28 protein-coding genes are annotated in these 25,242 nt (G+C 61.0%); 15 read left to right on the forward strand and 13 right to left on the reverse strand.

The window, feature by feature from the left end; translation table 11 throughout:
* Nucleotides 1-200: 200 nt before the first annotated feature.
* The gene (locus PSH65_RS03520) at nt 201-1,085 is read left to right on the forward strand and encodes a sugar nucleotide-binding protein (protein ID WP_218398890.1); all 885 of its coding nucleotides are present in this window, start codon (nt 201-203) and stop codon (nt 1,083-1,085) included.
* A complete protein-coding gene (locus tag PSH65_RS03525; protein ID WP_305424935.1) occupies nt 1,078-2,007 on the forward strand; it encodes an NAD-dependent epimerase/dehydratase family protein in 930 nt (309 codons plus the stop codon). The genes PSH65_RS03520 and PSH65_RS03525 overlap by 8 nt, the downstream gene beginning before the upstream one ends.
* Nucleotides 2,008-2,187: 180 nt before the next feature.
* Here PSH65_RS03525 and PSH65_RS03530 read toward each other — a convergent pair whose 3' ends face one another.
* The 5 genes from PSH65_RS03530 to PSH65_RS03550 all read right to left on the reverse strand — a co-directional run bounded on the left by PSH65_RS03530 (nt 2,188) and on the right by PSH65_RS03550 (nt 6,291).
* Nucleotides 2,188-2,886, reverse strand: coding sequence for an OmpW family protein (locus tag PSH65_RS03530; protein ID WP_305424936.1), 699 nt, complete (start codon nt 2,884-2,886; stop codon nt 2,188-2,190).
* A 247-nt stretch (nt 2,887-3,133) separates the two neighbouring features.
* Nucleotides 3,134-3,652, reverse strand: a complete 519-nt coding sequence (locus PSH65_RS03535) for a DUF3299 domain-containing protein (protein WP_305424937.1) — start codon at nt 3,650-3,652, stop codon at nt 3,134-3,136.
* 11 nt (nt 3,653-3,663) lie between these two features.
* Complete coding sequence (locus PSH65_RS03540) at nt 3,664-4,929, reverse strand: ABC transporter permease (RefSeq protein ID WP_305424939.1); 1,266 nt, start codon at nt 4,927-4,929, stop codon at nt 3,664-3,666.
* A gap of 1 nt (nt 4,930) precedes the next feature.
* Nucleotides 4,931-5,641: an ABC transporter ATP-binding protein gene (locus PSH65_RS03545; protein ID WP_305424940.1), complete on the reverse strand. Its 711-nt coding sequence runs from the start codon at nt 5,639-5,641 to the stop codon at nt 4,931-4,933.
* 47 nt (nt 5,642-5,688) lie between these two features.
* A complete protein-coding gene (locus tag PSH65_RS03550; protein ID WP_305424942.1) occupies nt 5,689-6,291 on the reverse strand; it encodes a DUF2796 domain-containing protein in 603 nt (200 codons plus the stop codon).
* Between the two features lie 135 nt (nt 6,292-6,426).
* On the opposite strand from PSH65_RS03550, the gene PSH65_RS03555 reads away from it, so the two are divergent.
* Nucleotides 6,427-6,774 (forward strand): hypothetical protein, encoded by a 348-nt coding sequence (locus PSH65_RS03555; RefSeq protein WP_305424943.1) that lies wholly within the window; start codon nt 6,427-6,429, stop codon nt 6,772-6,774.
* A gap of 29 nt (nt 6,775-6,803) precedes the next feature.
* On the opposite strand, the gene trxA is transcribed toward PSH65_RS03555, so the two are convergent.
* The 3 genes from trxA to PSH65_RS03570 form a co-directional block, all read right to left on the reverse strand.
* On the reverse strand, nt 6,804-7,676 hold the full coding sequence (gene trxA / locus PSH65_RS03560) for a thioredoxin (RefSeq protein WP_305424944.1): 873 nt from the start codon (nt 7,674-7,676) through the stop codon (nt 6,804-6,806).
* A gap of 101 nt (nt 7,677-7,777) precedes the next feature.
* The gene (locus PSH65_RS03565) at nt 7,778-8,434 is read right to left on the reverse strand and encodes a methyltransferase (RefSeq protein ID WP_305424945.1); all 657 of its coding nucleotides are present in this window, start codon (nt 8,432-8,434) and stop codon (nt 7,778-7,780) included.
* Nucleotides 8,431-8,895 (reverse strand): YbaY family lipoprotein, encoded by a 465-nt coding sequence (locus PSH65_RS03570; RefSeq protein WP_305424946.1) that lies wholly within the window; start codon nt 8,893-8,895, stop codon nt 8,431-8,433. Before PSH65_RS03570 ends, PSH65_RS03565 begins: the two co-directional genes overlap by 4 nt.
* Before the next feature lie 117 nt (nt 8,896-9,012).
* Between PSH65_RS03570 and nrdR the strand changes: the two genes are divergently transcribed.
* The 12 genes from nrdR to PSH65_RS03630 all read left to right on the forward strand — a co-directional run bounded on the left by nrdR (nt 9,013) and on the right by PSH65_RS03630 (nt 17,979).
* The gene (nrdR, locus tag PSH65_RS03575; protein ID WP_007906838.1) at nt 9,013-9,477 is read left to right on the forward strand and encodes a transcriptional regulator NrdR; all 465 of its coding nucleotides are present in this window, start codon (nt 9,013-9,015) and stop codon (nt 9,475-9,477) included.
* Nucleotides 9,474-10,607 carry a bifunctional diaminohydroxyphosphoribosylaminopyrimidine deaminase/5-amino-6-(5-phosphoribosylamino)uracil reductase RibD gene (gene ribD, locus PSH65_RS03580; RefSeq protein WP_305424948.1) on the forward strand — a complete coding sequence of 378 codons (1,134 nt, stop codon included), beginning with the start codon at nt 9,474-9,476 and terminating at the stop codon, nt 10,605-10,607. Before nrdR ends, ribD begins: the two co-directional genes overlap by 4 nt.
* A gap of 47 nt (nt 10,608-10,654) precedes the next feature.
* Nucleotides 10,655-11,320 carry a riboflavin synthase gene (locus PSH65_RS03585; protein ID WP_305424950.1) on the forward strand — a complete coding sequence of 222 codons (666 nt, stop codon included), beginning with the start codon at nt 10,655-10,657 and terminating at the stop codon, nt 11,318-11,320.
* A gap of 31 nt (nt 11,321-11,351) precedes the next feature.
* The gene (gene ribBA, locus PSH65_RS03590; RefSeq protein WP_052967077.1) at nt 11,352-12,443 is read left to right on the forward strand and encodes a bifunctional 3,4-dihydroxy-2-butanone-4-phosphate synthase/GTP cyclohydrolase II; all 1,092 of its coding nucleotides are present in this window, start codon (nt 11,352-11,354) and stop codon (nt 12,441-12,443) included.
* 248 nt (nt 12,444-12,691) lie between these two features.
* Nucleotides 12,692-13,168, forward strand: a complete 477-nt coding sequence (gene ribE / locus PSH65_RS03595; protein WP_003228649.1) for a 6,7-dimethyl-8-ribityllumazine synthase — start codon at nt 12,692-12,694, stop codon at nt 13,166-13,168.
* Nucleotides 13,165-13,665, forward strand: coding sequence for a transcription antitermination factor NusB (gene nusB / locus PSH65_RS03600; protein WP_038981348.1), 501 nt, complete (start codon nt 13,165-13,167; stop codon nt 13,663-13,665). Before ribE ends, nusB begins: the two co-directional genes overlap by 4 nt.
* Nucleotides 13,666-13,683: 18 nt before the next feature.
* Entirely contained in the window at nt 13,684-14,649 is a 966-nt protein-coding gene (gene thiL, locus PSH65_RS03605; protein ID WP_305424951.1) for a thiamine-phosphate kinase, read from the forward strand.
* On the forward strand, nt 14,646-15,149 hold the full coding sequence (locus tag PSH65_RS03610; RefSeq protein WP_305424952.1) for a phosphatidylglycerophosphatase A: 504 nt from the start codon (nt 14,646-14,648) through the stop codon (nt 15,147-15,149). Before thiL ends, PSH65_RS03610 begins: the two co-directional genes overlap by 4 nt.
* A 23-nt stretch (nt 15,150-15,172) precedes the next feature.
* On the forward strand, nt 15,173-15,910 hold the full coding sequence (locus PSH65_RS03615) for an ABC transporter substrate-binding protein (RefSeq protein WP_305424953.1): 738 nt from the start codon (nt 15,173-15,175) through the stop codon (nt 15,908-15,910).
* Nucleotides 15,911-16,145: 235 nt separating this feature from the next.
* Complete coding sequence (gene ribA, locus PSH65_RS03620; RefSeq protein WP_007906827.1) at nt 16,146-16,763, forward strand: GTP cyclohydrolase II; 618 nt, start codon at nt 16,146-16,148, stop codon at nt 16,761-16,763.
* Nucleotides 16,760-17,179, forward strand: coding sequence for an MFS transporter (locus tag PSH65_RS03625; RefSeq protein WP_305424954.1), 420 nt, complete (start codon nt 16,760-16,762; stop codon nt 17,177-17,179). The genes ribA and PSH65_RS03625 overlap by 4 nt, the downstream gene beginning before the upstream one ends.
* Complete coding sequence (locus tag PSH65_RS03630; protein ID WP_305424955.1) at nt 17,179-17,979, forward strand: cobalamin-binding protein; 801 nt, start codon at nt 17,179-17,181, stop codon at nt 17,977-17,979. The genes PSH65_RS03625 and PSH65_RS03630 overlap by 1 nt, the downstream gene beginning before the upstream one ends.
* 108 nt (nt 17,980-18,087) lie before the next feature.
* Here the strand turns inward: PSH65_RS03630 and PSH65_RS03635 are convergent, their stop codons facing one another.
* The 5 genes from PSH65_RS03635 to PSH65_RS03655 form a co-directional block, all read right to left on the reverse strand.
* On the reverse strand, nt 18,088-19,971 hold the full coding sequence (locus PSH65_RS03635; protein ID WP_305424956.1) for a TonB-dependent receptor domain-containing protein: 1,884 nt from the start codon (nt 19,969-19,971) through the stop codon (nt 18,088-18,090).
* A 169-nt stretch (nt 19,972-20,140) separates the two neighbouring features.
* The gene (dxs, locus tag PSH65_RS03640; protein ID WP_305424957.1) at nt 20,141-22,039 is read right to left on the reverse strand and encodes a 1-deoxy-D-xylulose-5-phosphate synthase; all 1,899 of its coding nucleotides are present in this window, start codon (nt 22,037-22,039) and stop codon (nt 20,141-20,143) included.
* Between the two features lie 91 nt (nt 22,040-22,130).
* Complete coding sequence (ispA, locus tag PSH65_RS03645; protein ID WP_305424958.1) at nt 22,131-23,018, reverse strand: (2E,6E)-farnesyl diphosphate synthase; 888 nt, start codon at nt 23,016-23,018, stop codon at nt 22,131-22,133.
* A complete protein-coding gene (locus PSH65_RS03650; protein WP_007894317.1) occupies nt 23,015-23,257 on the reverse strand; it encodes an exodeoxyribonuclease VII small subunit in 243 nt (80 codons plus the stop codon). The genes ispA and PSH65_RS03650 overlap by 4 nt, the downstream gene beginning before the upstream one ends.
* A gap of 262 nt (nt 23,258-23,519) precedes the next feature.
* The gene (locus PSH65_RS03655; RefSeq protein WP_305424959.1) at nt 23,520-24,665 is read right to left on the reverse strand and encodes a Fic family protein; all 1,146 of its coding nucleotides are present in this window, start codon (nt 24,663-24,665) and stop codon (nt 23,520-23,522) included.
* Nucleotides 24,666-25,242: the final 577 nt, after the last annotated feature.

The raw sequence follows: 25,242 nt of genomic DNA on the forward strand, positions 1-25,242 counted from the left end.
GGAAGTTGCAAGTACCGCTCAGGCTCTGTGTTGATCCTGAGGCCAGTAGCTGCACCACAAATCCCCGGGAACTACACTTTACGGATGACGGTTGCGCACTAAACCCGCAAAATGCAACGATTCCGGCAATTATTGAGGACATCGCCTGCGGGCGCTGTCGATAAAGCCATCGTTCCAATCAGACTGGGCCTGCTGACTCTATGCGAATGCGCCTTATGTTACTGGGCGGCGGAAATGCCCTTGGGCAGGCGCTGATTCGCCTCGGTGCGGAGGAAGATATCGGTTTCCTCGCCCCCCGCCCACCGCAAGACGGCTGGGACGCCGCGAGCCTGACGCAACTGCTCGACGATACCCGTCCGGATGCGTTGATCAATCTCGCCTATTACTTTGACTGGTTCCAGGCGGAAACCGTCAGCGAGCAGCGTCTGGCCGGGCAGGAGCGAGCAATCGAGCGGCTGGCCGAGCTGTGCCAGCATCACAACATTGTGCTGCTGCAACCGTCGAGTTATCGCGTGTTCGATGGCTCCCGGGCGACCGCCTACAGCGAAAAAGACGAACCGGTACCGCTGGGCCTGCGCGGTCAGGCCTTGTGGCGAATCGAGCAAAGCGTACGCGCAACCTGTCCGCAGCATGTGTTGCTGCGTTTCGGCTGGCTGCTCGACGACAGCCCCGACGGCACCCTCGGGCGATTCCTGGCCCGGGCCGAGAAAGCTGAAGAACTGCTGATGGCTGATGATCGTCGGGGGAATCCGACGCCGGTGGACGATGCCGCCCGGGTGATCATTTCGGTGCTCAAGCAACTCGATTGCTCTGCGCCGCTGTGGGGCACTTACCACTACGCCGGGCATGAGGCGACCACGCCGCTGGCATTGGGGCAGGCGATTCTTACCGAAGCACGCGCCCTGCACCCGCTGGCCATCGAAGCGCCGACGGCCCAGGCTCATGCTGCGCGGCCCGACGCCGCCGAAGAACCGCAACACGCGGTGCTGGCCTGCAAGAAAATTCTGCACACTTTCGGGATCAAGCCTCGCGCCTGGCGTGCGGCACTCCCGGGCTTACTGGATAGGTTTTATCGCCATGGCTGACAGCCCTGTTTTAATCACCGGCGGTGCCGGTTTCATCGGTTCGCACCTGACCGACGCCTTGCTTGCCAAAGGCCATTCGGTGCGCATTCTCGATGACCTCTCTACCGGCAAACGCAGCAACTTGCCGCTGGACAATCCTCTCGTCGAACTGATCGTGGGCGACGTCGCCGATGCCGCGCTGGTGGCGCAGGCGATGGTCGGTTGCAGCGCTGTGGCGCATCTGGCCGCGGTGGCCTCGGTGCAGGCCTCGGTGGACGATCCGGTGAAGACTCACCAGAGCAACTTCATCGGCTCGCTGAATGTCTGCGAAGCCATGCGTCAAGCCGGCGTCAAACGGGTGCTGTTTGCATCCAGCGCCGCGGTTTATGGCAACAACGGTGAAGGTGAATCGATCGACGAAGACACGCCCAAGGCACCGTTGACGCCGTACGCGGCGGACAAGTTGGCGAGCGAGCATTACTTCGATTTCTATCGTCGCCAGCACGGTCTGGAACCGGTGGTTTTCCGTTTCTTCAACATCTTCGGCCCGCGACAGGATCCGTCCTCGCCGTATTCCGGGGTGATCAGCATTTTCAGCGAGCGCGCGCAGAAAGGCTTGCCGATTACTGTGTTCGGCGATGGCGAGCAGACTCGGGATTTTGTCTATGTCGAGGACCTGGTGGACGTGCTGGTGCAAGCCATAGTGAAGCCACAGGTCGAAGTCGGTGCGGTCAATGTCGGCTGGAATCAGGCCACCAGCCTCAAGCAAATGCTTGAAGCCCTTGAAGCGGTGGTGGGTAAGCTGCCGCCCGTGAGCTATGGCCCGGCACGTTCCGGTGACATCCGCCATTCACGCGCGAATAACCGACGTTTGCTGGAGCGGTTTACCTACCCGCAGCAGACACCGATGAGCGTCGGCCTGGCGCGGTTGCTGGGGCACTGAGGTTTTGCACAGCCACAAAAAAGGCGCCTTTGAAGGCGCCTTTTTTTTGTGACCGATGCAATAACCGTGGCGAGGGAGCTTGCTCCCGTTCGACTGCGCAGCAGTCGCCATCATTATTGGGTCTGCTTCGCAGCCCAGCGGGAGCAAGCTCCCTCGCCACAAAAGCCGGGCAAGTGTTTCTTAAAACTTGTAACCCAAACCAACCATGTAAATGAACGGGTCCACATCAACGTCGACCTTGGCCCGGGTGCCCGGCGCGACGGCGTTGTTTTCGACGGTCGCGGTGGTGTCGATGTCAATGTAGCGCACCTGGGCGTTGATCATCACGTTGTCGGTCAGCATGTAATCGGCACCGACCTGCCAGGCCAGGCCCCAGGAGTTTTCCGCCTTGAAGTTGCTGAAGCCGTTGGCGGCGGCGTCGCTGCCGACGTGCTCGTCGTAGATCCAGGTGTAGTTGATACCGCCGCCGATGTAAGGCTGGAACGCGGACTTGGCGTCCAGTGGGTAGTAGACCAGGCTCAGGGTTGGCGGCAGGTGTTTCAGGGTGCCGAGTTTGCCGTTGGCGGCGCCGAGGGCGGTGCCTTTGAGCTTCACGTCATGCTCGAACGGCGAGGCCGCGAGCAATTCGATCCCCAGGTTATTGGTGATCATGTAGGCGAAGTTCAGGCCCAGTTGCGTGTCGCTGCTCATGGTGGCTTTGCCACCCAGATCGGCACCCTTCAGCGGGCCTTGATCGACCTTCACGCTGGAGCTGTCGGCTTCCGGGTTGACGGTGATCGCACCGGCCCGAACGATGATGTCACCGGCGGTATGAGCATGGGCGAGCGGGGCTGTGAGCGCGAGGGCGAACAGCGAAGCGCAGAGCGCGAACTTGTGCATGGGGGCTCCAAAGGACGTTAAAAATGGTCGATGTCCAATGGTAGGGATGCAACTGATATGGTCTTTTGATTCAGCTCAATGAAACAGTGATGGCCTGGTTTTTGTGGCGTTTTTGAGGGCCTCATCGCGGGCAAGCCCGCTCCCACAGGGATCTTCTGTGAATGCAATATTTGTGAACAACAGAGAACACTGTGGGAGCGGGCTTGCCCGCGATGGCTATCTTGTCGGCGACACATAACCACCGGATTCACTCCGGCAATTCATACACATAAATCTTGTCCGCCTCCATCTGATACCCGGCATCCGCCAACTCGCTGGTGGACGCCTTGACCTGCAACGCACCCTCGATCCAGTACGGCTGATACAGCTCATCCAGCTTCACGCCGACTTCGCTTTTGACATGCACGATCTGGTTCGACGGTGGAGGCGGTACGTGGATGCAGGCGCCGAAATACGGCACCAGCAGAAACTCCGTGGTACGGCCTTCTTCACTGACTTCCAGCGGCACGATGTACCCCGGCAGACGAATGTTCTGGCCATCGAGGCTCTTCACCACCGGCGCGTTTGGCATGTCCTGTTTGGCGGCTGGGGCCGACTCCGCGGCCAACGCATCGCTCATCTTCGACAGGTCATGCAGCGGCGTCATGTTCGGCACTTCTGGCGCCGCATCCGGCGGGATCATTTCCGACCAGGTCAGGTCTTTCGGCTCGGCTGCCCACAGCGGAAGGGCAACCAGCATCAACAGCGCAAGCACAGCACGGGGCATCTTCAACGTCCTCACAGGCGGATCGACAGGCCATCGGCCAAGGATTGGCGATAAGCACGCCAGGCCGGCACGCTGCCCATCAGCAGCGCGGCGATCAGGATGCCACCGAGCAGCGTCCATTCATATTCGCTCGGCCAGGCCAGCGGCAAGTACAAGCCATAATTCGCCTGCACGTACCCCTGCGCCACAGCGATGCACACATACAGCAGCGCCACACCGGCAGTCACTCCGGACAACGCCAGGGCAAAGGCTTCCAGCACCAACAAGGTCGCGATGTGCCACGGCCGCGCGCCGACCGAGCGCAGAATCGCCATCTCGCGGCGCCGCTCATTGAGGCTGGTGAGGATCGCCGTGAGCATGCCGATCAACCCGGTGAGCACCACGAATAGCGAGACGACAAACAAGGCTTTTTCCGCCGTGCTCATCAAGCTCCACAGCTCCTGCAATGCCACACCCGGGAGGATCGCCAGCATCGGTTCGCCACGGAATTCGTTGATCTCCCGTTGCAGCGCAAACGTCGAAATCTTGCTGTTGAGGCCGAGCATGAACGCGGTGATCGCTTGCGGCGTCAGGTCCATGTTGCGCGCCTGGTCGGCACTGATTCGGCCGTTACCGCGCGCTGGCACGCCGTTGTGCCAGTCGATGTGGATCGCTTCCATCCCGCCGAGGCTGATGTGCAGCGTGCGGTCAACCGGGGTGCCGGTGCGCTTGAGAATGCCGACCACGGTGAACGGTTTGTCGTCGTGCTTGACCAGGCTGATCGCCGCCACGCCATGGGCCAACACCAGTTTGTCGTCGAGTTTGTAATGCAACGCCTCGGCCACTTCGGCACCGAGCACCACTTCGAACGGATCGCTGGCGAAGGCGCGGCCACCGGCCAGTTCCAGGTGTTGTTGATGGCCATACTGGTAATGCTCGAAGTATGCCTCGGTGGTACCCATCACCCGATAACCGCGATGGGAATCACCGAGGGACATCGGGATCGCCCACTTCACTTTCGGGTTGTTGGCGAAATGTTCGAAGCTGTCCCAGCGGATGTTATTGGTGGCGTTGCCGATGCGGAACACCGAATACAACAGCAGGTTCACCGAGCCGGAGCGCGCGCCGACGATCAGGTCGGTGCCGCTGATGGTACTGGCGAAACTGGCCTTGGCCTCGGTGCGCACCCGCTCCACCGCCAGCAACAGGCAGACCGACAGGGCGATGGCGAACGCGGTAAGGATCGCGGTGAAGCGACGGTTAGCCAGGCTGGCCATGGCTAGACGAAACAAATACATCTCAAACCTCGGACGGGGTGGCGGCGCGATTGAGATCGGCCAGCGACAGGTGGCGATCGAACAGCGGCGCGAGGCTCTGGTCATGGCTGACAAACAACAGGCTCGATCCGGCTTCGCGGCATTCGGCGAACAGCAGGCGAATGAAGTTTTCGCGGGCGTCGTAGTCCAGCGCCGAGGTCGGTTCGTCGGCGATCACCAGTTCCGGCTGACCAATCAACGCACGCGCGGCGGCGACCCGTTGCTGCTGGCCGATGGACAGCGAATCGGCGCGACGGCTGAGGATGTTTTCATCCATCAGGCCCAAGTGGGCGAGGAGGGTGGCCGCGGCTTGATCGACGCTGCCGTGGCGCTGGATCGCCCGTTCGGCACGCAGCTTGGAGAAGTGGCAGGGCAGCTCAACGTTCTCGCGCACCGAGAGAAAAGGCAGCAAGTTGAACTGCTGAAAGATGTAGCCGGTGTGATCGACGCGAAAGTGGTCGCGAGCCCCGGCGGAGAGTTCGGTCAGCTCCTGGCCGAGCAGGCGAATGCTGCCGTGATCAGGCTTTTGCACGCCACCGAGCAGGCCGAGCAGGGTGGTCTTGCCGCTGCCGCTGGGGCCTTTGAGGAACAGGGTTTCACCTGGCATGAGGCGAAACGCGGGGATGTCCAGCAGCGGCGGATGACCGGGCCAACTGAAGCCCAGGTCGGACAGTTCGATGAGTGCTTGGGTCATGTGAAACCGGTCAGGTTGGTGGTGAACCCTGTGGGAGCGGTGTCGGATCAGAATTTCAGGGCGGCGGTTTTGGCCGTCACTTCAACCCCTTGCTGTCCGCTCGGGCTGATCAGTTGTACCTGAATTTTCTGGGTGGCCGGGAATGTGTTGAAGATATTCGCCAGATCGAGGGTCTTCAGCGCGCCTGGGGCCGAGCAGCTGAATTGGTAATGGGCGTGGATTTCGCTGTGGTCATGGTGATGTTCGTGACCGTCCTTGGCCGCCTCGTGATCATCTTCATCGTGGTCGTCGGCATCCGGTTTGTCACCGAACAACGGGCTTTCCAGTTCCTGAGTCGCGACCACGCAACCGGCGGCTTTCGGCAGGTTGAACAGCGCCAGCGGTTTTTCCAGCTGCGCGCGGACGGCGGCGACTTTGGTCTTGTCGGCGTCGGTGGTGGCGGCGTGTTCGAAGCCCACCAGGTTCATCGCCGGGCTCTCCAGCTCCAGCTCCAGAGTCTGGCCATCCAGCGCCGCGTTCAGGCGACCGACGCCATGTTCGTGGGCGCTGAGGCTGCCGTGTTCATCATGATCGTGATCATGCTCGACAGCCGCTTGGGCGACAGCCAGCGGCAACAAGGCAAACGGCAAAGCGAGCAGCAAACGGCGCATGACGGGTCTCCGATAAGTAAAATGAAAAATTTGTTATGTAATCTTATAACGAAAGTGCCGAGAGTTTGACCGTCTGCTTGGCGTTGCGCAAGACCCATGGGAGCATGCGAGTCAGGTATGTGCAGGAGCGGACTAATGTTGCGAATACGTGGAAGCATCGGCGACTGGCCGGTGGATTTGACGCTGGAACTGGATGAGGGCGACTGGGCGCAGCTTGGTGCGCAGTTGCAGACAGCAAAACCCGAGGGGAGTGCTACGCCCGCCAAACCGGTGAATCAGGACGATGCGCTGTGGCAGATCGCCCAAGAGTTGCTGCACAAGGCCGGGCAATTGAGTGGGCCGGATTTGCTGGAGCAGCTGGAAGGGCTGACCGGCAGTGCCGCGGCGGGCAAACGCTTGTTGGTGCGCTTGCGCCACTGCGCCGACGTCAAAGTGGTGAGCGGCGGGGATACGCCGCTGTACAGCTGGATCAAGCCTGCGTAGGCGCTGCCGCGGGCTGCGATCTTTTGATTTTAATAAAGCGCAGCAAACAACTTGCGACGGTACGTGGTTACCAGCGGGTGATCGTTGCCCAGCAGTTCGAACACTTGCAGCAAGGTCTTGTGCGGCAAGCCTTCGCTGTAGCTGCGATTGCGGATGAACAGCTTCAGCAAGGCATCCAGCGCCGCGTCGTATTGCTGACGGGCCAGTTGCTGGATCGCCAGTTGATAGACCGCCTCATCGTCCTGCGGATTTTTCGCCAGACGGGCTTTCAGGTCTGCCGCATCCGGCAAATCCCTGGCCTGACCGAGGAACTGGATCTGCGCCTTGGCGCCGGCCAGTGCGGCCTTGTGCTCATCGGTCTTGACCGCGTCGAGCACGATTTGCGCTTCACCCAGCTCGCCGCGCTCGGTGAGGCAGCGGGCGTAGAGAATCAGCGCCTTGGCGTTGGTGTTGTCTTCTGCCAGCAGCACTTTGAGCGTGGCTTCGGCGTCGGCGTAGCGGCCATCATCAAACAGCGCCTGAGCCTGTTCGAACGGGTCGGCAGCAGCGGGCGGCGGCATTTGCACGTGGGGTTCGAGCATCGTGCGCACAGCCGATTCCGGTTGCGCACCGGCAAAGCCGTCCACCGGTTGACCGTCCTTGAACAGCACCACCGTTGGCAGGCTGCGAATGCCGAAGCGCGCAACAATGTCCTGCTCGATGTCGCAATTGACCTTGGCCAGCAGCAACTCGCCCTGATAGCTCTCGGCGATGGTTTGCAGCATCGGCATCAAGGCCTTGCACGGCGCACACCATTCGGCCCAGAAATCCACCAGCACCGGTTTGTGAAAAGAGTTCTCGATCACCGACTGGTCGAAATCGGCAGTCGTGGCGTCGAAAATGTACGGCGTTTGCTGACTCATGGGGGGATCTCGTAAAAGCGTGGATGTGGTCACTATAAGGCTTGGTGGGGGGTGGCCGGAAGTCAGAGTACTGATCGTTCCCACGCAGAGCGTGGGAACGATCATGTCCGGGTGGCGTGGTAAAGACTCACATGCCGAAACTCTTCAGGCTCGGCCAGATCCGGCAAGGTCATTGCCTCCAGCATTTCGATGCGCCGATACAACGGATGGCGAAAATCCCTCACGCGCGAATCCGCCACCAACGCTTCCCGGCCACGGCTGAGAAACTCGTCGAGCAAGGGCAGATTTGCCCGGTCGTACAACACATCGGCCACCAGAATCAGATCAAACCGATCGGCCTCGGCGAAAAAGTCTGTCGAGTAGCTAAGTTGCACGCCATTGAGTTCGGCATTCGCCCGACACGCGGTAATCGCCAGCGGGTCCAGGTCACAGGCCACCACTTCCAGAGCCCCGGCTTTCACCGCCGCAATCCCGGCGACCCCTGAACCGGCGCCGAAATCCAGCACCCGTTTACCTTCGACCCAATGCGGGTGTTCGGCAAGATAGCGAGCCACGGCCAGCCCACTGGCCCAGCAGAAACTCCAATACGGCGGCTCGTGGAGAATCCGCCGGGTTTCTTCCGGGCTGAAGGCACGGTCCATGTTGTCGCCGTCGATCAGCCAGAGTTTCAGCTCGGTGCCGGGTAACTCACAGGCTACAAGCTGTGCATCGCCGAGCAGTTCAGCTAACGCTTGTTGCAGGTCGAGCGGTGCAATCATGGCGCTTTGACGAATTGCAGCGGACCCAATGCCTGGGTAGTTGGTTGTGTGATCATTTGCGCCGGCAGATGCAGAATCAACTGCCCGGACTGGCTGGCGCGGCCGCGAAGCTCGACGCGGGCACCGGCCGGAAAGGATTCAGGGTTGAAGCGCAGACGAAACGGCAACACTTGATTGGTGCCGATCAGGTTGGAACTGGCTAGCAATAGTTGCGGACGATCCTTTTCGTCGATCACCAGCAACGCCAGTTCGACTTCGGCGCCGGCCGGCACGCCCTGCAGGGTGCCGCTCAATTCACGTTGATAAGCCGGCAGCGGACCGAGCTCGGCCGATGCCTTGGCTTTCTTCTGCGCCTGTTGCGGTGCAGGGCCGGGCGTTGGCGGCTGGGGCTTGGGCGCATCGCTGCCACAGGCCACCAACAGGCTGAAAAGACTGAGCAAAATGAGTGGTCGTAAAGACATTGGCGGCTCCAGCAAGCGAAATCCATAGACAGCCAGTCTGTATACCGCAAACCCTATGGCTTGTCTTGCCACGGGGATGCGCTACCATGGCCCTCCCATTTTTTGTTGCCTGCCACCATGCACTGTCCCTTCTGCGGTGCCAACGACACCAAGGTCATCGACTCGCGTCTGGTCGCCGAGGGCGAACAGGTGCGCCGCCGGCGTGAATGCCTGGCCTGCGGCGAACGTTTCACGACGTTCGAAACCGCTGAACTGGTGTTGCCGCGCCTGATCAAAACCGACGGCAGTCGCCAGCCGTTCGACGAAGAAAAACTCCGTGCCGGCATGCAGCGGGCGCTGGAGAAGCGCCCGGTGAGTGTCGAGCGCCTGGAATCGTCGCTGGTGCACATCAAACACAAGCTGCGCGCCACCGGCGAACGCGAGGTCAAATCCCTCGTGGTTGGCGAACTGGTGATGGCCGAGCTGAAGAAGCTTGATGAAGTCGCCTATATCCGCTTCGCTTCGGTGTACCGACGCTTCCAGGACCTCAACGAGTTCCGCGAAGAGATCGATCGCCTCGCCCGTGAGCCGGTGAAAGAATGACCACTTCTTCCGAACAAGCCATCCTCGACGCGCATTACATGGCCCGAGCCCTGGAACTGGCGCGCAAAGGTCATTACACGACGCATCCCAACCCCCGGGTTGGCTGCGTGGTAGTGCGCGACGGGCAGATTGTCGGCGAAGGCTGGCATGTGCGCACCGGCGAGCCCCATGCTGAAGTCCATGCCCTGCGCGCCGCTGGCGACAAGGCGCGGGGCGCCACGGCTTACGTGACCCTCGAACCTTGCAGCCACCACGGCCGTACGCCGCCTTGCGCCGATGCGCTGGTGAATGCCGGTGTGGCGCGCGTCGTTGCGGCGATGCAGGACCCGAACCCGGAAGTCGCCGGTCGCGGTCTGCAACGTCTGGCCCAGGCCGGTATCGCCACTGAAAGCGGCGTGCTGGAAGGCGAGGCGCGCACGCTCAATCAAGGCTTCCTCAAACGCATGGAACATGGCTTGCCGTTCGTGCGGGTCAAGTTGGCGATGAGCCTCGACGGTCGCACGGCGATGGAAAGCGGCGAGAGCCAGTGGATCACCGGCCCCGCGGCGCGTTCGGCGGTACAGCGTTTGCGCGCCCAGGCCAGCGTGGTGCTGACCGGCGCCGACACGGTGCTGGCGGACAACGCCCGTTTAACTGTGCGTGCCGACGAGTTGGGTCTGGACGCTGAGCAGACCGCGTTGGCCATGAGCCGTCCGCCGCTTCGCGTGCTGATCGACGGTCGCCTGCGGGTGCCGCTGAATGCACCGTTCTTCAAGGCGGGTCCTGCACTGGTCGCCACGTGTGTCGCGGTGGAAGAACAGTACGCCAACGGCCCGGAATGCCTGATCGTGCCGGGCGATGATGGCCAGGTCGATCTGCATCAGTTGCTGGTCGAGCTCGCCAACCGTGGTGTCAATGAAGTGTTGGTCGAAGCCGGCCCGCGACTGGCTGGCGCGTTTGCCCAGCTCGGACTGGTGGATGAGTTCCAGATCTTCATCGCCGGCAAGTTTCTCGGCTCCTCGGCCCGTCCCTTACTGGACTGGCCACTGGCGCAGATGAAAGATGCGCCTGAGCTCAAAATCACCGAAATTCGTGCGGTTGGCGATGACTGGCGAGTCACTGCCATTCCTGTGCCATTGGCGAGCGTATAATTCCCGGCCATTGCTCTAGCGCTGGCTCTGTTCTCGAGGAGGACTCCATGTTTACCGGCATCATCGAATCCATCGGCAGTATTCGCGCATTGACCCCAAAAGGCGGAGATGTGCGGGTTTACGTAGAAACCGGCAAGCTCGACCTGAGCGACGTCAAGCTGGGCGACAGCATTGCCGTCAATGGCGTGTGCCTGACCGCGGTTGAATTGCCGGGCAATGGCTTTGCGGCGGACGTCAGTCGCGAAACCCTCGACTGCACCGCGATGAATGACTTGAAAAGCGGCAGCCCGGTGAATCTGGAAAAAGCCCTGACCCCGACCACCCGTCTCGGCGGGCATCTGGTCAGCGGTCACGTCGATGGCGTGGGCGAAGTGGTTGCCCGCACCGACAATGCCCGCGCCGTGGAATTTCGCATCCGTGCCCCGAAAGACCTGGCCAAGTACATCGCCCATAAAGGCTCGATCACCGTCGACGGCACCAGCCTGACGGTGAACGCGGTCGATGGCGCCGAATTCCTGCTGACGATCATTCCGCACACCCTGAGCGAAACCATCATGGCGTCGTACCAGCCTGGTCGCCGGGTGAACCTGGAAGTCGACTTGCTGGCCCGTTATCTGGAACGCCTGTTGTTGGGCGATAAGGCCGCAGAGCCTGCAAAGTCCGGCAACATTACCGAAAGCTTTCTGGCCGAGAACGGCTACCTCAATTCCTGAACCTCAATTTTTGAAAGAAGGGGGGTGCCTTGTGGCGCTCAATAGCATCGAAGAACTGGTTGAAGACATCCGCCAAGGCAAGATGGTCATCCTCATGGATGACGAAGACCGCGAGAACGAAGGCGACCTGATCATGGCCGCCGAGTGCTGCCAGCCTGAGCACATCAACTTCATGGCCAAGCACGCCCGTGGCCTGATCTGCATGCCGATGAGCCGCGAGCGCTGCGAACTGCTCAAGCTGCCGTTGATGGCGCCACGCAACGGTTCCGGCTTCGGCACCAAGTTCACCGTGTCCATCGAAGCCGCCGAAGGCGTGACCACCGGTATCTCCGCGGCCGACCGTGCGCGCACCGTGCAAGCCGCTGCCGCCAAAGACGCCAAGGCTGAAGACATCGTCAGCCCTGGCCATATCTTCCCGCTGATGGCCCAGGCCGGTGGCACCCTGGCCCGCGCCGGCCACACTGAAGCAGCCTGCGACCTGGCGCGCATGGCCGGTTTCGAGCCGAGCGGTGTGATCTGCGAAGTGATGAACGACGACGGCACCATGTCCCGTCGCGCTGAACTCGAAGCGTTTGCCGCCGAACACAACATCAAGATCGGCACCATCGCCGACCTGATTCACTACCGGATGATCCACGAACGTACCGTTCAGCGGATTGCCGAGCAGCCGCTGGACAGCGAATTGGGCCAGTTCAACCTGGTGACCTATCGTGATTCGGTGGAAGGCGATGTGCACATGGCGCTGACCCTGGGCACCGTGTGTGCCGAAGAGCCGACGCTGGTCCGGGTGCACAACATGGACCCGCTGCGTGACCTGTTGATGGTCAAGCAACCGGGCCGCTGGAGCCTGCGCGCCGCCATGGCTGCGGTTGCCGAGGCTGGCAGCGGCGTGGTGCTGTTGCTCGGTCACCCGCTCGATGGCGACGTGTTGCTGGCACACATCCGTGAAACCGCCGACCACACCGCGGTGAAAAAACCGACCACCTACAGCATCGTCGGTGCCGGTTCGCAGATCCTTCGCGACCTGGGCGTGCGTAAAATGCGCCTGATGTCTGCGCCGATGAAATTTAATGCGATATCCGGTTTCGATCTGGAAGTTGTAGAATACGTGCCCTCCGAATAATGACCCGGGATTTGGCATCATTGTTCACTTAAGGCGTGTTTGATTTACTGTGGCGAGGGAGCTTGCTCCCGCTTGGGTGCGCAGCGCCCACAAGAGGGGCCGCTACGCAGCCCAGCGGGAGCAAGCTCCCTCGCCACAACGATTTGCAAGTGAACATCATTGCGGAATTTCCGGTGCTGTATTCGCGGTTCAAATATCACTGAGGGACGCGTAGAAAACGCGTCCCGGCTCTTTAAGAGATCTAACGAATGACCCTGAAGACCATCGAAGGTACCTTCATCGCCCCTAAAGGCCGCTACGCTTTGGTAGTGGGCCGTTTCAACAGCTTCGTCGTTGAAAGCCTGGTCAGCGGTGCAGTTGATGCCCTGGTTCGCCATGGCGTGAGCGAAAGCGACATCACCATCATCCGTGCGCCTGGCGCCTTCGAAATCCCGCTGGTTGCGCAAAAAGTCGCTCAGAAAGGCGAGTTCGCGGCAATCATCGCCCTGGGCGCAGTCATTCGTGGCGGTACTCCGCACTTCGAATACGTGGCGGGCGAATGCACCAAGGGCCTGGCCCAGGTGTCCATGGAGTTCGGCGTGCCGGTCGCTTTCGGCGTACTGACAGTTGATTCCATCGAACAAGCCATCGAACGTTCCGGCACCAAGGCCGGTAACAAAGGTGCTGAAGCTGCCCTGTCCGCTCTGGAAATGGTCAGCCTGCTGGCGCAGTTGGAGGCCAAGTGATTAGCGACGATAGCGATCGTTTCAACCCGCGCGATCCAAAGCCTGCGGATGCCGGCAAGCCATCGAAAAGCGTCAAGCGTCGCGAAGCCCGTCAGCTCGCGACTCAGGCGCTGTACCAATGGCACATGGCCAAGCAGTCGCTGAACGAGATCGAAGCGCAGTTCCGGGTCGATAACGATTTCAGCGATGTCGACGGCGCCTACTTCCGTGAAATCCTGCATGGGGTTCCGGCACAGAAGGACCGGATCGACGCCGCACTGGCGCCATGCCTGGACATCACCATCGAAGAGCTGGACCCGGTTGAACTGGCGGTTCTGCGCCTGTCCACCTGGGAGCTGCTCGAGCGCGTTGATGTGCCGTACCGCGTTGTGATCAACGAAGGTATCGAACTGGCCAAGGTCTTCGGTTCCACCGACGGCCACAAGTTCGTCAACGGTGTGCTCGACAAGCTGGCCCCGCGTCTGCGTGAAGCTGAAGTGAAGGCGTTCAAGCGCTGATCGGCGCTTGTAATCGCTATGGGTGAGTTTGAGCTGATCCGCAATTTCTTCGCCGCCGCGCCTTGTGCGCAGGGCGGCGAAGGCGTTGCCCTCGGGATCGGCGACGACTGTGCCTTGCTGGCTGTTCCCCCCGGGGAGCAGTTGGCGATTTCCACCGACACGCTCGTGGCCGGTGTGCATTTCGCAGACCCCTGCGACCCGTTTCTGCTCGGTCAGCGCTCGCTGGCTGTGGCTGTCAGTGATCTGGCCGCCATGGGCGCCGCTCCCATTGCCTTTACCCTTGCCCTGACCTTGCCGACGGTGACCACCGATTGGCTGGAAGCCTTCGCCCGTGGTTTGAACCTCATGGCGCAAAATTGCGGTGTGGCGCTGGTGGGGGGCGATACTACCCGCGGGCCGCTGAGCCTGACCATGACCGTATTCGGTCGGGTGCCGGCTGGTTTGGCGTTGACCCGCAGCGGCGCACGGCCGGGTGATTTGCTCTGCGTGGGCGGTGAGCTGGGGAACGGCGCGGGTGCATTGCCATTGGTGCTCGGCCAGCGAATGGCTGACCCGGCCATCGCTGATCCGTTGCGTGCCCATTACTGGTCACCGCAACCGCAGCTGGGGCTGGGCATGGCGTTGCGCGGCAGAGCCACTGCGGCGCTGGATATCTCCGACGGCCTGCTCGCCGACTGCGGACACATTGCCCTGGCGTCGAAAGTCGGGGTTCAGGTGGAGCGCAGTAAGCTGCCGTTGTCGAAGGCGCTGCTGGCCTTCCTCGGCCAGTCCGACGCTGAGCAAGCCGCCCTGAGCGGCGGTGACGATTACGTGCTGGCCTTCACCTTGCCGCCCGCCGAGTTGCCATCGTTGCTGGCGGACGGCTGGCCGATCCATGTGCTTGGGCGGGTCGTAGCAGGGCAGGGCGTGACACTGCTGGACGCCGACGGACACGACATCACCCCGCCAGTCCGGGGTTACCAACATTTTCGGGAGACACCGTGACAGATCATCCCAAACAGGTCCCGGCGCAGTTCGTACCGCCGTCGGTCTGGCGCAATCCGTGGCATTTCCTGGCGTTCGGCTTCGGCTCGGGCACCCTGCCAAAAGCGCCGGGCACCTGGGGTTCGTTAGTGGCGTTACCCTTTATTCCGTTGTGGCAGATGCTGCCCGACTGGGGCTACTGGCTGATGCTCGGCATCACCATGCTCTTCGGCTTCTGGCTGTGCGGCAAGGTCGCCGACGATTTGCGCGTACATGACCACGAAGGCATCGTCTGGGACGAAATGGTCGGGATGTGGATCACCCTGTGGCTGGTGCCGGAAGGCTGGTACTGGTTGCTGGCGGGGTTCCTGATGTTCCGCTTCTTCGACATCCTCAAGCCGTGGCCGATTCACTGGATCGACCGGCATGTGCACGGTGGTGTCGGGATCATGCTCGACGACGTGCTGGCGGGCGTATTTGCGTGGTTGGCGATGCAAGCGCTGGTGTGGTTTTTCGTCTGAAGCGTCCAGTGAGAGAACCGGGGATGGCGCGACGCGGGTTGCTGCTGATGGTTTTCGCAGTGTTCTGCTCGTTCGCCCAAGCGGGGGACGCACCGACAATGCCGCCCGTGATTCACCTCGCCAGTGAAGCCTGGGAAGACTTCACCGCCGCCGATGGCCATGGGTTGGGCTGGGACGTGTTGCGCGAAGTGTTCGAGCCGGCGGGCGTCAAACTGGATATTCGAACCGAACCGTATACACGCGCCACGGGCCTTGCACAGCGTGGCGAAGTGGACGCTTGTGTCGGTGCCTATCGGGATGAAGTCAGCGGTGTGCTCTATCCGCGCTGGAGTTTCGATACCGATCCGATCTATGCGCTGGGTCTGGCCAGCAATCCGGTGCCGACCCTGCAAACCCTGGGCAACTATCGATTGGCCTGGGTGCGCGGCTACAAGTACCAGGCTTATCTGCCCAATGTGCAGCGCTATAACGAAGTCGTGCGGCGGACGGGAATTCTGTCGATGCTGACCCACAATCGCGTCGACTACTACATCGATGCGCTGACCGAAGTCGATTACATCGTTAATCGAGCCAAGGACCCGTCGCAGTTTCGCCGCACGCACATCGCGGACCTGCCACTGTACCTGTGCTTCGCCGATACACCAGGAGCTCGCAAGTTGATGGCGCTGTTCGATCAGCGCATGGAAGTGCTGGTCAAAAATGGCCAGCTGAAACCGATTTTCGCAAAGTGGAAACAGCCGTACCCGTTTGGCACAGACTGAATACGGTCAATGTGGGAGCGGGCTTGCTCGCGAAAGCGATATATCAGGCTACTCATATGTTGAATGTGAGTCCGCTTTCGCGAGCAAGCCCGCTCCCACAAGGGTCGTTGGCTTGGCCTCTTGATCAAACATTTTGATCGTTATGCCCCATAATTCAGCCTAAGCGTCTGCAGGAACGTGCTGTTACAATGCCGCCTCTGCGAATCTTCAGTACTTATAGATCAGGAGCACACCGGTGCCTGTCGTTTTTGTCGCCGCTTCCAAGCTGCCAACGCCTTTTGCGCAATTCACCATGCATGGCTTTCTCGATGAAGAGAACGGGCGCGAGCACGTAGTATTGAGCCTGGGTGAGTTCGCCGACGGTGCTCCGGTACTCGGCCGGTTGCACTCCGAATGCCTGACCGGCGATGCCTTGTTCAGCCAGCGTTGCGACTGCGGTTCGCAACTCGAGGCAGCCCTGCAGGCAATCGCCCGTGAAGGCCGTGGCGTGTTGCTCTACTTGCGTCAGGAAGGTCGCGGCATTGGCTTGTTGAACAAGATCCGCGCCTATGAATTGCAGGACGGCGGTGCCGACACCGTTGAAGCAAACGAACGTCTGGGTTTCGCCGCCGACCAGCGCGACTACGCCATGTGCCTGCCGATGCTGGAGCACCTGGGCGTGAAGTCCCTGCGTCTGATGACCAACAACCCACGCAAGGTCAAAGCCTTGACCGACATGGGCATCGTGGTGGCCGAGCGCGTGCCGTTGCACACTGGTCACAACCCGCACAACAAGCTCTATCTGGCGACCAAGGCCAGCAAGCTCGACCATATGATGGGCAATGAACATCAGGGCGAGGTTGACCGGGCGTGACTCGCGGTCAGGTGCGGCGGCGACTGTCCGTCAACTGGTGGCAATACCTGGTGCTGGCCTTGGTGCCGCTGTTCGTGATCAACGGCGTATTCGGCCAAAGCGAGGCGATTCTGCCGGTGCTGGCGATGCCATTGTTCATCGCCGGTGTGGCCTCGATGTTTGTCAGCCTGAAATTCTTTGGCGGCTACAAGCACGCGCTGATCGCCACCCAGAAAGCTCTCGACACCCCTGAAGAACCCGACGCCTGGATCGCCCTGGCCGCGAAACGCCGTGCCGCGTTTCTGGTCGCCGGCCTGCCCGCCTGGATCGGTGCGCTGGCGGTATTCGTCGGTCTTGAAGCCGTACCGCTGGTGCTGCTGGCACTGTCGACTACGGTGCTGTTCTACCTCTACCGTATCCCGCGACAACTCGGCTGATGCGCAGCATCTGGCTGGCGGTGTTGCTATTGGCCGTCAGCGGCTCGGCCACTGCGGTTGAGCGGGTTGTCAGTCTGGCACCGTCGCTTTCTGAAATCGTCGTTGAGCTGAGCTCGGCTGACCTTCTGGTCGGTGTGCTGGATGCTGGCGAACGTCCCGCTGAACTCAAAGACATTCCTTCCGTTGGCAGCTACGGCCAGTTGGACATGGAGCGACTGCTCAGCCTCAAGCCCGATCTATTGCTGCTGTGGCCGGGCAGTGTGGGGCCGGCGCAGCGTGAGCAGCTCAAACGGCTGAACATTCCCACCTATGTCGCCGAACCTCACAACCTCGAACAACTTGCCGCCCAGATTGAAGTGATCGCTGCGCAACTCGGCAGAGCGGAACGTGGCGTTTCATTGGCCGAAAATCTGCGTCAGCAACTCGATTCCCTGCGCCAGCGCTATCGAAGGGACGAGCCGTTACGGGTGTTTTATCAAGTCTGGGATCGGCCGCTGTACACCGTGGGCGGTGGGCAGATCATCAGCGATGCGCTACAGGTTTGCGGGGCGCGCAATGTGTTTGCCGACCTGACGCAGCCTGCACCGCAGGTCAGTGTGGAGGCGGTGTTGCAGCGCAATCCCGAGGTGATCCTGGCCAGTGATCAGGCGCAGCTCGATGCGTGGAAAGCCTGGCCACAGGTGACGGCGGTGGTGCAGGGGCAATTGCTGCTGGTGACCGATAAAGGCCTGGAGCGGCCGAGTGGGCAGATGATCGAGGCGACTGCCAAGTTGTGCCAGTTGATCGCGCCTGACCACTAAGACCGAGGCGCATTCATCGCGGGCAAGCCCGCTCCCACAGGTTCAGTGTGATCCCTGTGGGAGCGGGCTTGCCCGCGATGAGGCCGGCTCAAACGCCACAATCTCTGGTCAAAACTCTGGCGTCCAAGTCACCCCGAACATCCACGCCCGGCCTTCCTCGCGATACCCATACTGACTGCCGTCATGGCTGAACAACGCCCGGCTGTAGCCCTTGTCCAGCAGGTTATCGACCTTCAATTCCAGCTTGATCTCGCGATTTAGCGCCCAGCTGCTACGCAATCCCAACAACGCATACCCGCCCAGCGGCTGCTGGTTGTTCTCGTCGTCAAAACTGCTGCTCACCGCTTGCCAACTGGCACCGAGACCCAGTCGATCGAATTGTCGATCCAGGTCCAGGCTCAAGGTCCGCCGTGCGCGGCGGGCGAGGGTGTGGCCGCTGTCGCGATCCCGTGGGTCGATGATCGCCACGCCAAGGTTGCTCTGCCAGCCGAACAGCTCCTGTTTCAAGGTCGCTTCAAAACCGTTGATCCGCGCCGAAGCGACGTTCGCCGGGCGGTTGTTGCTGCCGAAAATAATCGCGTCTTCCAGATCGGTGCGATACAGCGAAACTTCCAGGCGACTGCTCTGCGTCAGCTGACTGCGCCATTGCAGCTCATAACTTTTCGAGGTCTCGGGTTTCAGGTCCGGGTTGCTGAAGTCCGGGTAGTACAGGTCGTTGAAGGTCGGCGCGCGGAAGCCTTCGCTGTAGGTCAACAGCACATCATTGTCCGGGTTCAGCGGCAGCGTGAACGTGCCGCTCCAGCTGTTCTGGCTGCCGAACTGCTGGTTCTGGTCGCGACGCAGGCCCAGTTCGGTAGAGAAACTGTCGGCCTGATAGCGATGCTGGATAAACGCTGCACGGTTCCAGCGGCTGTCCTCGTCGAACGCCGTGCTGCCGTTGATTCGGTCTTCGTACCAGTCACCGCCGACGATGAGGCTGTTGCGCTCATCCAGGGTCAGATCGTTCTGCCAGTTCACCGAATCGCGATAAGTATTGAACACGCTGCGCTCGTCGCTGAGCTTGTCGAGCGTCTTCTCGCGGTTTTCGCTGTGGCCGAATTCGACGCGGGTTTTCCAAGCGTCGTTGATGCGCGCATCGACGTAACTGCTGACGCTGCTCACAGAGAACTCGCTGTAGGGTTGCTGCTGGACCGATTCGAAGGTGGTCATGTCGAAACGGCCGAATGGGTTATCGAATGCGCTTTTACCCTGGTTATCCAGCAAGTTGGCGCCGATTTCGATGTCGTCGGTGAGGGTGTGACTCAGGCTTAAGCTGACCGATTTATTGCGGTATTCGTCGTGATCGCCATCGCTGGGATAGGACTCATGGGTGCGATTGATGCCTGCCGTTTCATCATGGCTGGCACCGAGATTGAAACGTGTCTGCGGGTTGCCGCCGGACAATCCGAGGCTGCGCTCCCAAGTCTGGTTGCTGCCCACTCCCATGTGCAGGCGTGGTTGCAGACCCTGTTCGCCGCCACGGCGGGTGAAGATCTGGATCACCCCGCCAATAGCATCGCTGCCGTAAATCACTGAGCGCGAACCACGCAGCACTTCTACGCGCTCGACCTGTTCGATGTTGATGTGTTGCAGGTTGCTATCGCCGGAGGTCGAGTTGCCGATGCGCTGGCCGTCGACCAGCACCAGACTTTGCGCCGACTTGGTACCACGAATGTAGACCCCCGGCAGACTACCGCGCCCCCCGGTTTGCCCGATCTGTACACCCGGCACGCGGCGCAGCAGGTCGGTGACACTGCTCGGTTGCAGGCGGTCGATGTCTTCGCGGGTGAACACGGTGTTGGCGGCGCTGCTGTCATTGCGTGCTTCGACCTGACGGTTAGCGCTGATCAGCACGTCTGGCAGTTTCAGGGCTTGGTCGCGTTCGAAGGTGTCGGCCAGAAGTTGGCTGGCCGGCAGAAGCGTCAGCGTCAGGGCGAGGCGGGGGAGTTTCATGGGCAGTCCGTTGGCGCTTTAAAGTGAACACATTCTTGAAGGTTGCACAAAACCAATGTGGGAGCGGGCTTGCCCGCGATGACGGAGTGTCAGTCAATGAACAAGTCGACTGTCATTCCGCTATCGCGGGCAAGCCCGCTCCCACAGGGTTTTGCATGTAGCCAGAGGATTAGATATTCAGCAGTTGCAGCCGCTGACGCACCGCCTCTTCGATCCCGGCCTCGTCCAGCCCGCATTCGGCGAGCATTTGCGCAGGCTTGGCGTGCTCCACATAGGCGTCCGGCAAGCCCAGGTGCAGCACCGACCTGAGGATGTTTTCTCGGGCAAGGAACTCGCTGACCGCGCCACCGGCACCGCCCATGATGGCGTTCTCTTCGATGGTCGCCAGCAGTTCATGGCTGCCGGCGATTTCGCGAACCAGTGCTTCGTCGAGCGGTTTGACGAAGCGCATATCGACCACGGTCGCATCCAGCTTCTCGGCGACTTTCAGCGCCTCGGCCAGTTGCACGCCGAACACCAGCAGGGCGACTTTGCTGCCCTGACGGCGGACGACACCCTTGCCGATTTCAATCGGCTCGAGGTCTTTCGCGATCGGCGCATTCGGGCCGGTGCCGCGCGGATAACGCACCGCCGCCGGGCCGTCGTACAGGTGGCCGGTGCTGAGCATTTTTCGCAGTTCGTTTTCGTCGCTCGGGGTCATCACCAGCATGCCGGGGATGCAACGCAGGAACGACAGGTCAAAGCTACCCGCGTGCGTCGGGCCGTCTTCGCCCACCAGGCCAGCGCGGTCGATGGCGAACAGCACGTCGAGGTTTTGCACCGCCACATCATGCACAAGCTGGTCGTAAGCGCGCTGCAGGAAGGTCGAATAGATCGCCACCACCGGTTTCGCGCCTTCGCAGGCCATGCCGGCCGCCAGGGTCACGGCGTGTTGCTCGGCAATCGCCACGTCGAAATAGCGCTCCGGGAAGCGCTCGCTGAAGGCCACCAGGTCGGAGCCTTCCTTCATCGCCGGGGTGATCCCGACCAGACGCGGATCGGCAGCGGCCATGTCGCACAGCCATTCACCGAACACACCGGAATACTTCGGCCCGCCGGCTTTCTTCGGCGGGTTGGCCGGGGCGTCCAGGGGTTCGAGTTTGGTGATGGCGTGGTAACCGATCGGGTCGACTTCCGCCGGAGCGAAGCCTTTGCCCTTCTTGGTGACCACGTGCAGGAATTGCGGGCCTTTCAGATCGCGCATGTTGCGCAGAGTGGCGATCAGGGTCGGCAGGTCGTGGCCATCGATCGGGCCGATGTAGTTCCAGCCCAGCTCTTCGAACAGGGTGCCGGGAACCAGCATGCCTTTGGCGTATTCTTCGGTACGACGGGCGATTTCCCAGGCGCCGGGCAGGCGCGACAGGACCTTTTTGCTGCCTTCGCGCATGCTCGCGTAAGTGCGGCTGGAAAGGATTTTCGCCAGATAGTTCGACAGCCCGCCGACGTTGCGCGAGATCGACATGTCGTTGTCGTTGAGGATCACCAGCATGTTGGCATCCACTTCCGGCGCATGGTTCAGCGCTTCGAAGGCCATGCCGGCAGTCAGTGCGCCGTCGCCGATCACCGCGATCGCCTTGCGATCACTGTGTTGCAGGCGGGCGGCAATCGCCATGCCCAGCGCTGCGCTGATCGACGTGCTGGAGTGGCCGACGCCAAAGGTGTCGTACTCGCTCTCGGAACGACGCGGGAAGGCCGCCACACCGTCCTTCTGGCGCAGGGTGCTCATGCGCTCGCGACGGCCGGTGAGAATTTTGTGCGGGTAGGCCTGATGACCCACGTCCCACACCAGCCGGTCGTCCGGGGTGTCGAAGACGTAATGCAGCGCGATGGTCAGCTCGATCACGCCCAAGCCGGCACCGAAATGCCCACCGGTCTGACCGACCGTGTAGAGCAATTCCAGGCGCAACTCATCAGCCAGGGTTTCCAGCTCGGCTTCGCCTAACCGGCGCAGGCCGTCCGGCGTGTTGGCACGGTCGAGCAGGGGCGTGGTCGGGCGCTTGCGGGGAATCTCATGAAACGTCGTGGGCATCAGGCGAATCGTTATAGGTATAAAAGATGCGGCAGTTTACCTGATGCATCGCCCCCTGCCCACGCGTTGGTTTTTTTTGGCGGATACGCCGTCAGCTGCGGCGATCGACGATGTACCGGGCCAGATCGCGCAATGGCTCAGCCGCCGCGTCAAACGGTCGCAGCGCGTGCAGGGCCTGGTCGCGCAGTTCCAGGGCGTAGGCCTTGGCCGCGTCGAGACCGAGCAGGGCCGGGTAGGTCGGCTTGTCCCGAGCGATATCGGCGCCCTGGCGTTTGCCGAGGGTTTCGGTGTCACTTTCGACGTCGAGAATGTCGTCCTGGACCTGAAATGCGAGGCCAATGGCCTGTGCATAACTCTGCAGGGACTTCAGTTCGTCCTTCGCGGCATGACCGCTGGCCAGTGCACCGAGCTTGACGCTGACTTCGATCAGCGCGCCGGTCTTGTGCCGGTGCATGTATTCAAGGGCTTTTTGATCGAGCTTCAGGCCCACCGAACCGAGATCGATGGCTTGCCCGCCGACCATGCCCGCCGGACCTGCCGCCAACGCCAGGGCGCTGACCATCTGCAGACGGGTTTCGGCGTCGCAACTGCTCAGGCGTGGGTCGAGCAGGGCGCTGAAGGCCAGGCTCTGCAAGCCGTCACCGGCGAGGATTGCACAGGCTTCATCGAATTTTTTATGCGTAGTCGGCTGGCCGCGACGCAAATCGTCGTCGTCCATGGCCGGTAAATCATCGTGCACCAGCGAATAGGCATGGATCAGCTCTACCGCACAGGCCGCGCCATTGGCTTGCTCGGCCTTGCCGCCCAGTGCCTCGCACGCGGCGTAAGCCAGCAGCGGGCGCACCCGCTTGCCGCCGTTCATCACGCTGTAGCGCATGGCTTCGTAAAGGCGGGCGAGTTCAGGACTCGGTGCGTTGAACAGGGTTTCCAGTGCCGCATTGACGCGGGCCTGGCTGGTCGCCGAATACGCCGCAATCATTCTGGCTGATCCGCGTCGAAGGGTTCCTCGGCCAGCTCACCATCACGCTCGAGCAGCACTTGAACCTTCTGCTCGGCCTGAGCCAGCGCCGCCTGGCAATCGCGGGTCAGACCGATGCCCTGCTCGAAAGCGGTCAGAGAGTCTTCCAGCGACAATTCGCCGTTCTCCAGACGCTCCACCAGCGTTTGCAGGTCAGCGAGGGATTGTTCGAAATCCAGTGCAGCTTTTTTGCGGGCCATGGCGGCTATTTCCGGTTGACGTTAAACCGGCGCGACACTAGCAGACATAGGGGTTATGGGCAAATGAGCGGGGTCGTTGGAGCAGCAGTTCCAGGCTGCCAACACAACCTTGTGGCGAGGGAGCTTGCTCCCGCTGGGGCGCGAAGCGACCCCCAAACCATACGTCCGTGTTTCTTCAGGTATACCGCATTCAGCGATTTGCGACCGCTTCGCAGTCGAGCGGGAGCAAGCTCCCTCGCCACAGTAGTGGTGTTGATCACGATTATCCCAGTGAGTTATCCGGATAGCTGATTTGATATCGAGTACTGCGCCCGCCGCCGGGCAGGCGTTTCAGGCAGCCCTTCTCCAGCAGTTCGGCCAGATGACGGGTCGCGGTGGCTTTGGAAACCTTTGCCACTGCCTGGTATTGAGCGGCGCTGATGCCATTATCGAAACCTCGTTCCCCGCCATCGAGCAAGCGATTCAGTACTTTGGTCTGCTCGGCCGACAGTTCAGATTCCCGATGCGCCTGCCAGAAACGCGCCTTGCCCAGTACCGACTCGATCCGCGTCATGGCTTGCTGCAAGCTGCGCAACAAGGTTTGCAGGAACCACTCCAGCCACTCGGTGATATCCAGCGTGGCTTTCTGGCTGGTTTCCAGCACTCGGTAATAGCCTGAACGATCATCCAGAATGCTTGCCGACATGGCATAGAAACGGATGGCCTGAGCCTCACCCTGAGCCAGGGCCAGATCAGTGATCGTTCGCGTCAGGCGGCCGTTGCCATCGTCGAAAGGATGCAACGTCACGAACCAGAAGTGCGCGACGCCGGCCCGCAGCAAAGGGTCGAGGCCAACCTGATTTCGGCTGGCTTCAAACCAGCTCAGGAAGGTTTCGAGTTGTCGTTCAAGACCAAGGCGAGGCGGTGCTTCGAAGTGAACGGTCGGCCTGTCGAGTCGCCCCGAAACCACTTGCATGGGCTCATCGCCGCGCAGGGCACCGACACGGATCGATCGGGCTGCGAGGTCCGTGTCTTGCTCAAGAAACAGCCATTTATGCCAATCCAGCAATCGCACCAATGTCAGTGGCTCAGCGAAATGCCGGGTCGCGTCGAGCATCAATTGCGCAAGGCCCTCACTGCGCTGACTCACCTTATCGCCATTGACCAGATCCAAGCCCAACCGTCGCGCCAAAGAAGAGCGTACGGAACCAACATTCAGTTGTTCACCCTCGATAGCGGACGAGGTCACGATGTTCTGCAACAACGCATCCAGTTCGTTTTGCGCGCTCAACGAATTGCCGACCGAACTGGCCATCCCCATCAACCGACCCTGTGCCTGAACGCAGTCGCGCAAAAGTAGCGTCAAGCGCTCGGCTTGCCATTGGAAATTCGGCCAATCAGGCTGCTGCCAGATCCAGTGAGGTGACATGGAGTCGGTGCTCTTGGAATGAGTGAGCCGATTAAAAATGCTATTCGGCTCATATAGTGAGCCGAATATGACGCCTATTCGGCTCACCGTCCAGTTGTCGGACAGCATGTTGCTCACATGCGGCTGCGATCGAATCGCGCAACAAGTGGGTTTGGCTGCAGGTGAATTGGTCCAAGCATGTTCAGGCTTTATTTTAGGCATTAAAAAGCCGGCTTGTGGCCGGCTTCTCGGGGACTGGCTTGGCTTATTTTTGGTAAACCGCGCCAGCCTTCAAAACGTACACCCGGATCTTGCGTCCGGCTGTGGGACTTGGCGAGAAAGTCATCTGCCTTGTCGGTGCGATCTGAGCCTGAAAGAAGGGTCGATGCGCAAATGTGGGGCGCAGCATACTGATTTTTTTGAGGAATTCCCAGCTTGGCATGCGGGACAGAGCGATTACGCTGAGGTGTAGCAGCTGCCGAAGGCTGCGTTCGGCTGCGAAGCAGTCGTAAACCCGGTAACCATACTGTCCGCCACAGTGGATGGTTTGCGACTGCGGCGCAGTCGAGCGGGGGCAAGTCCCCTCGCCACAAGGGAT

The organism is Pseudomonas sp. FP603 (assembly GCF_030687415.1).
GTDB lineage: Bacteria > Pseudomonadota > Gammaproteobacteria > Pseudomonadales > Pseudomonadaceae > Aquipseudomonas > Aquipseudomonas wuhanensis.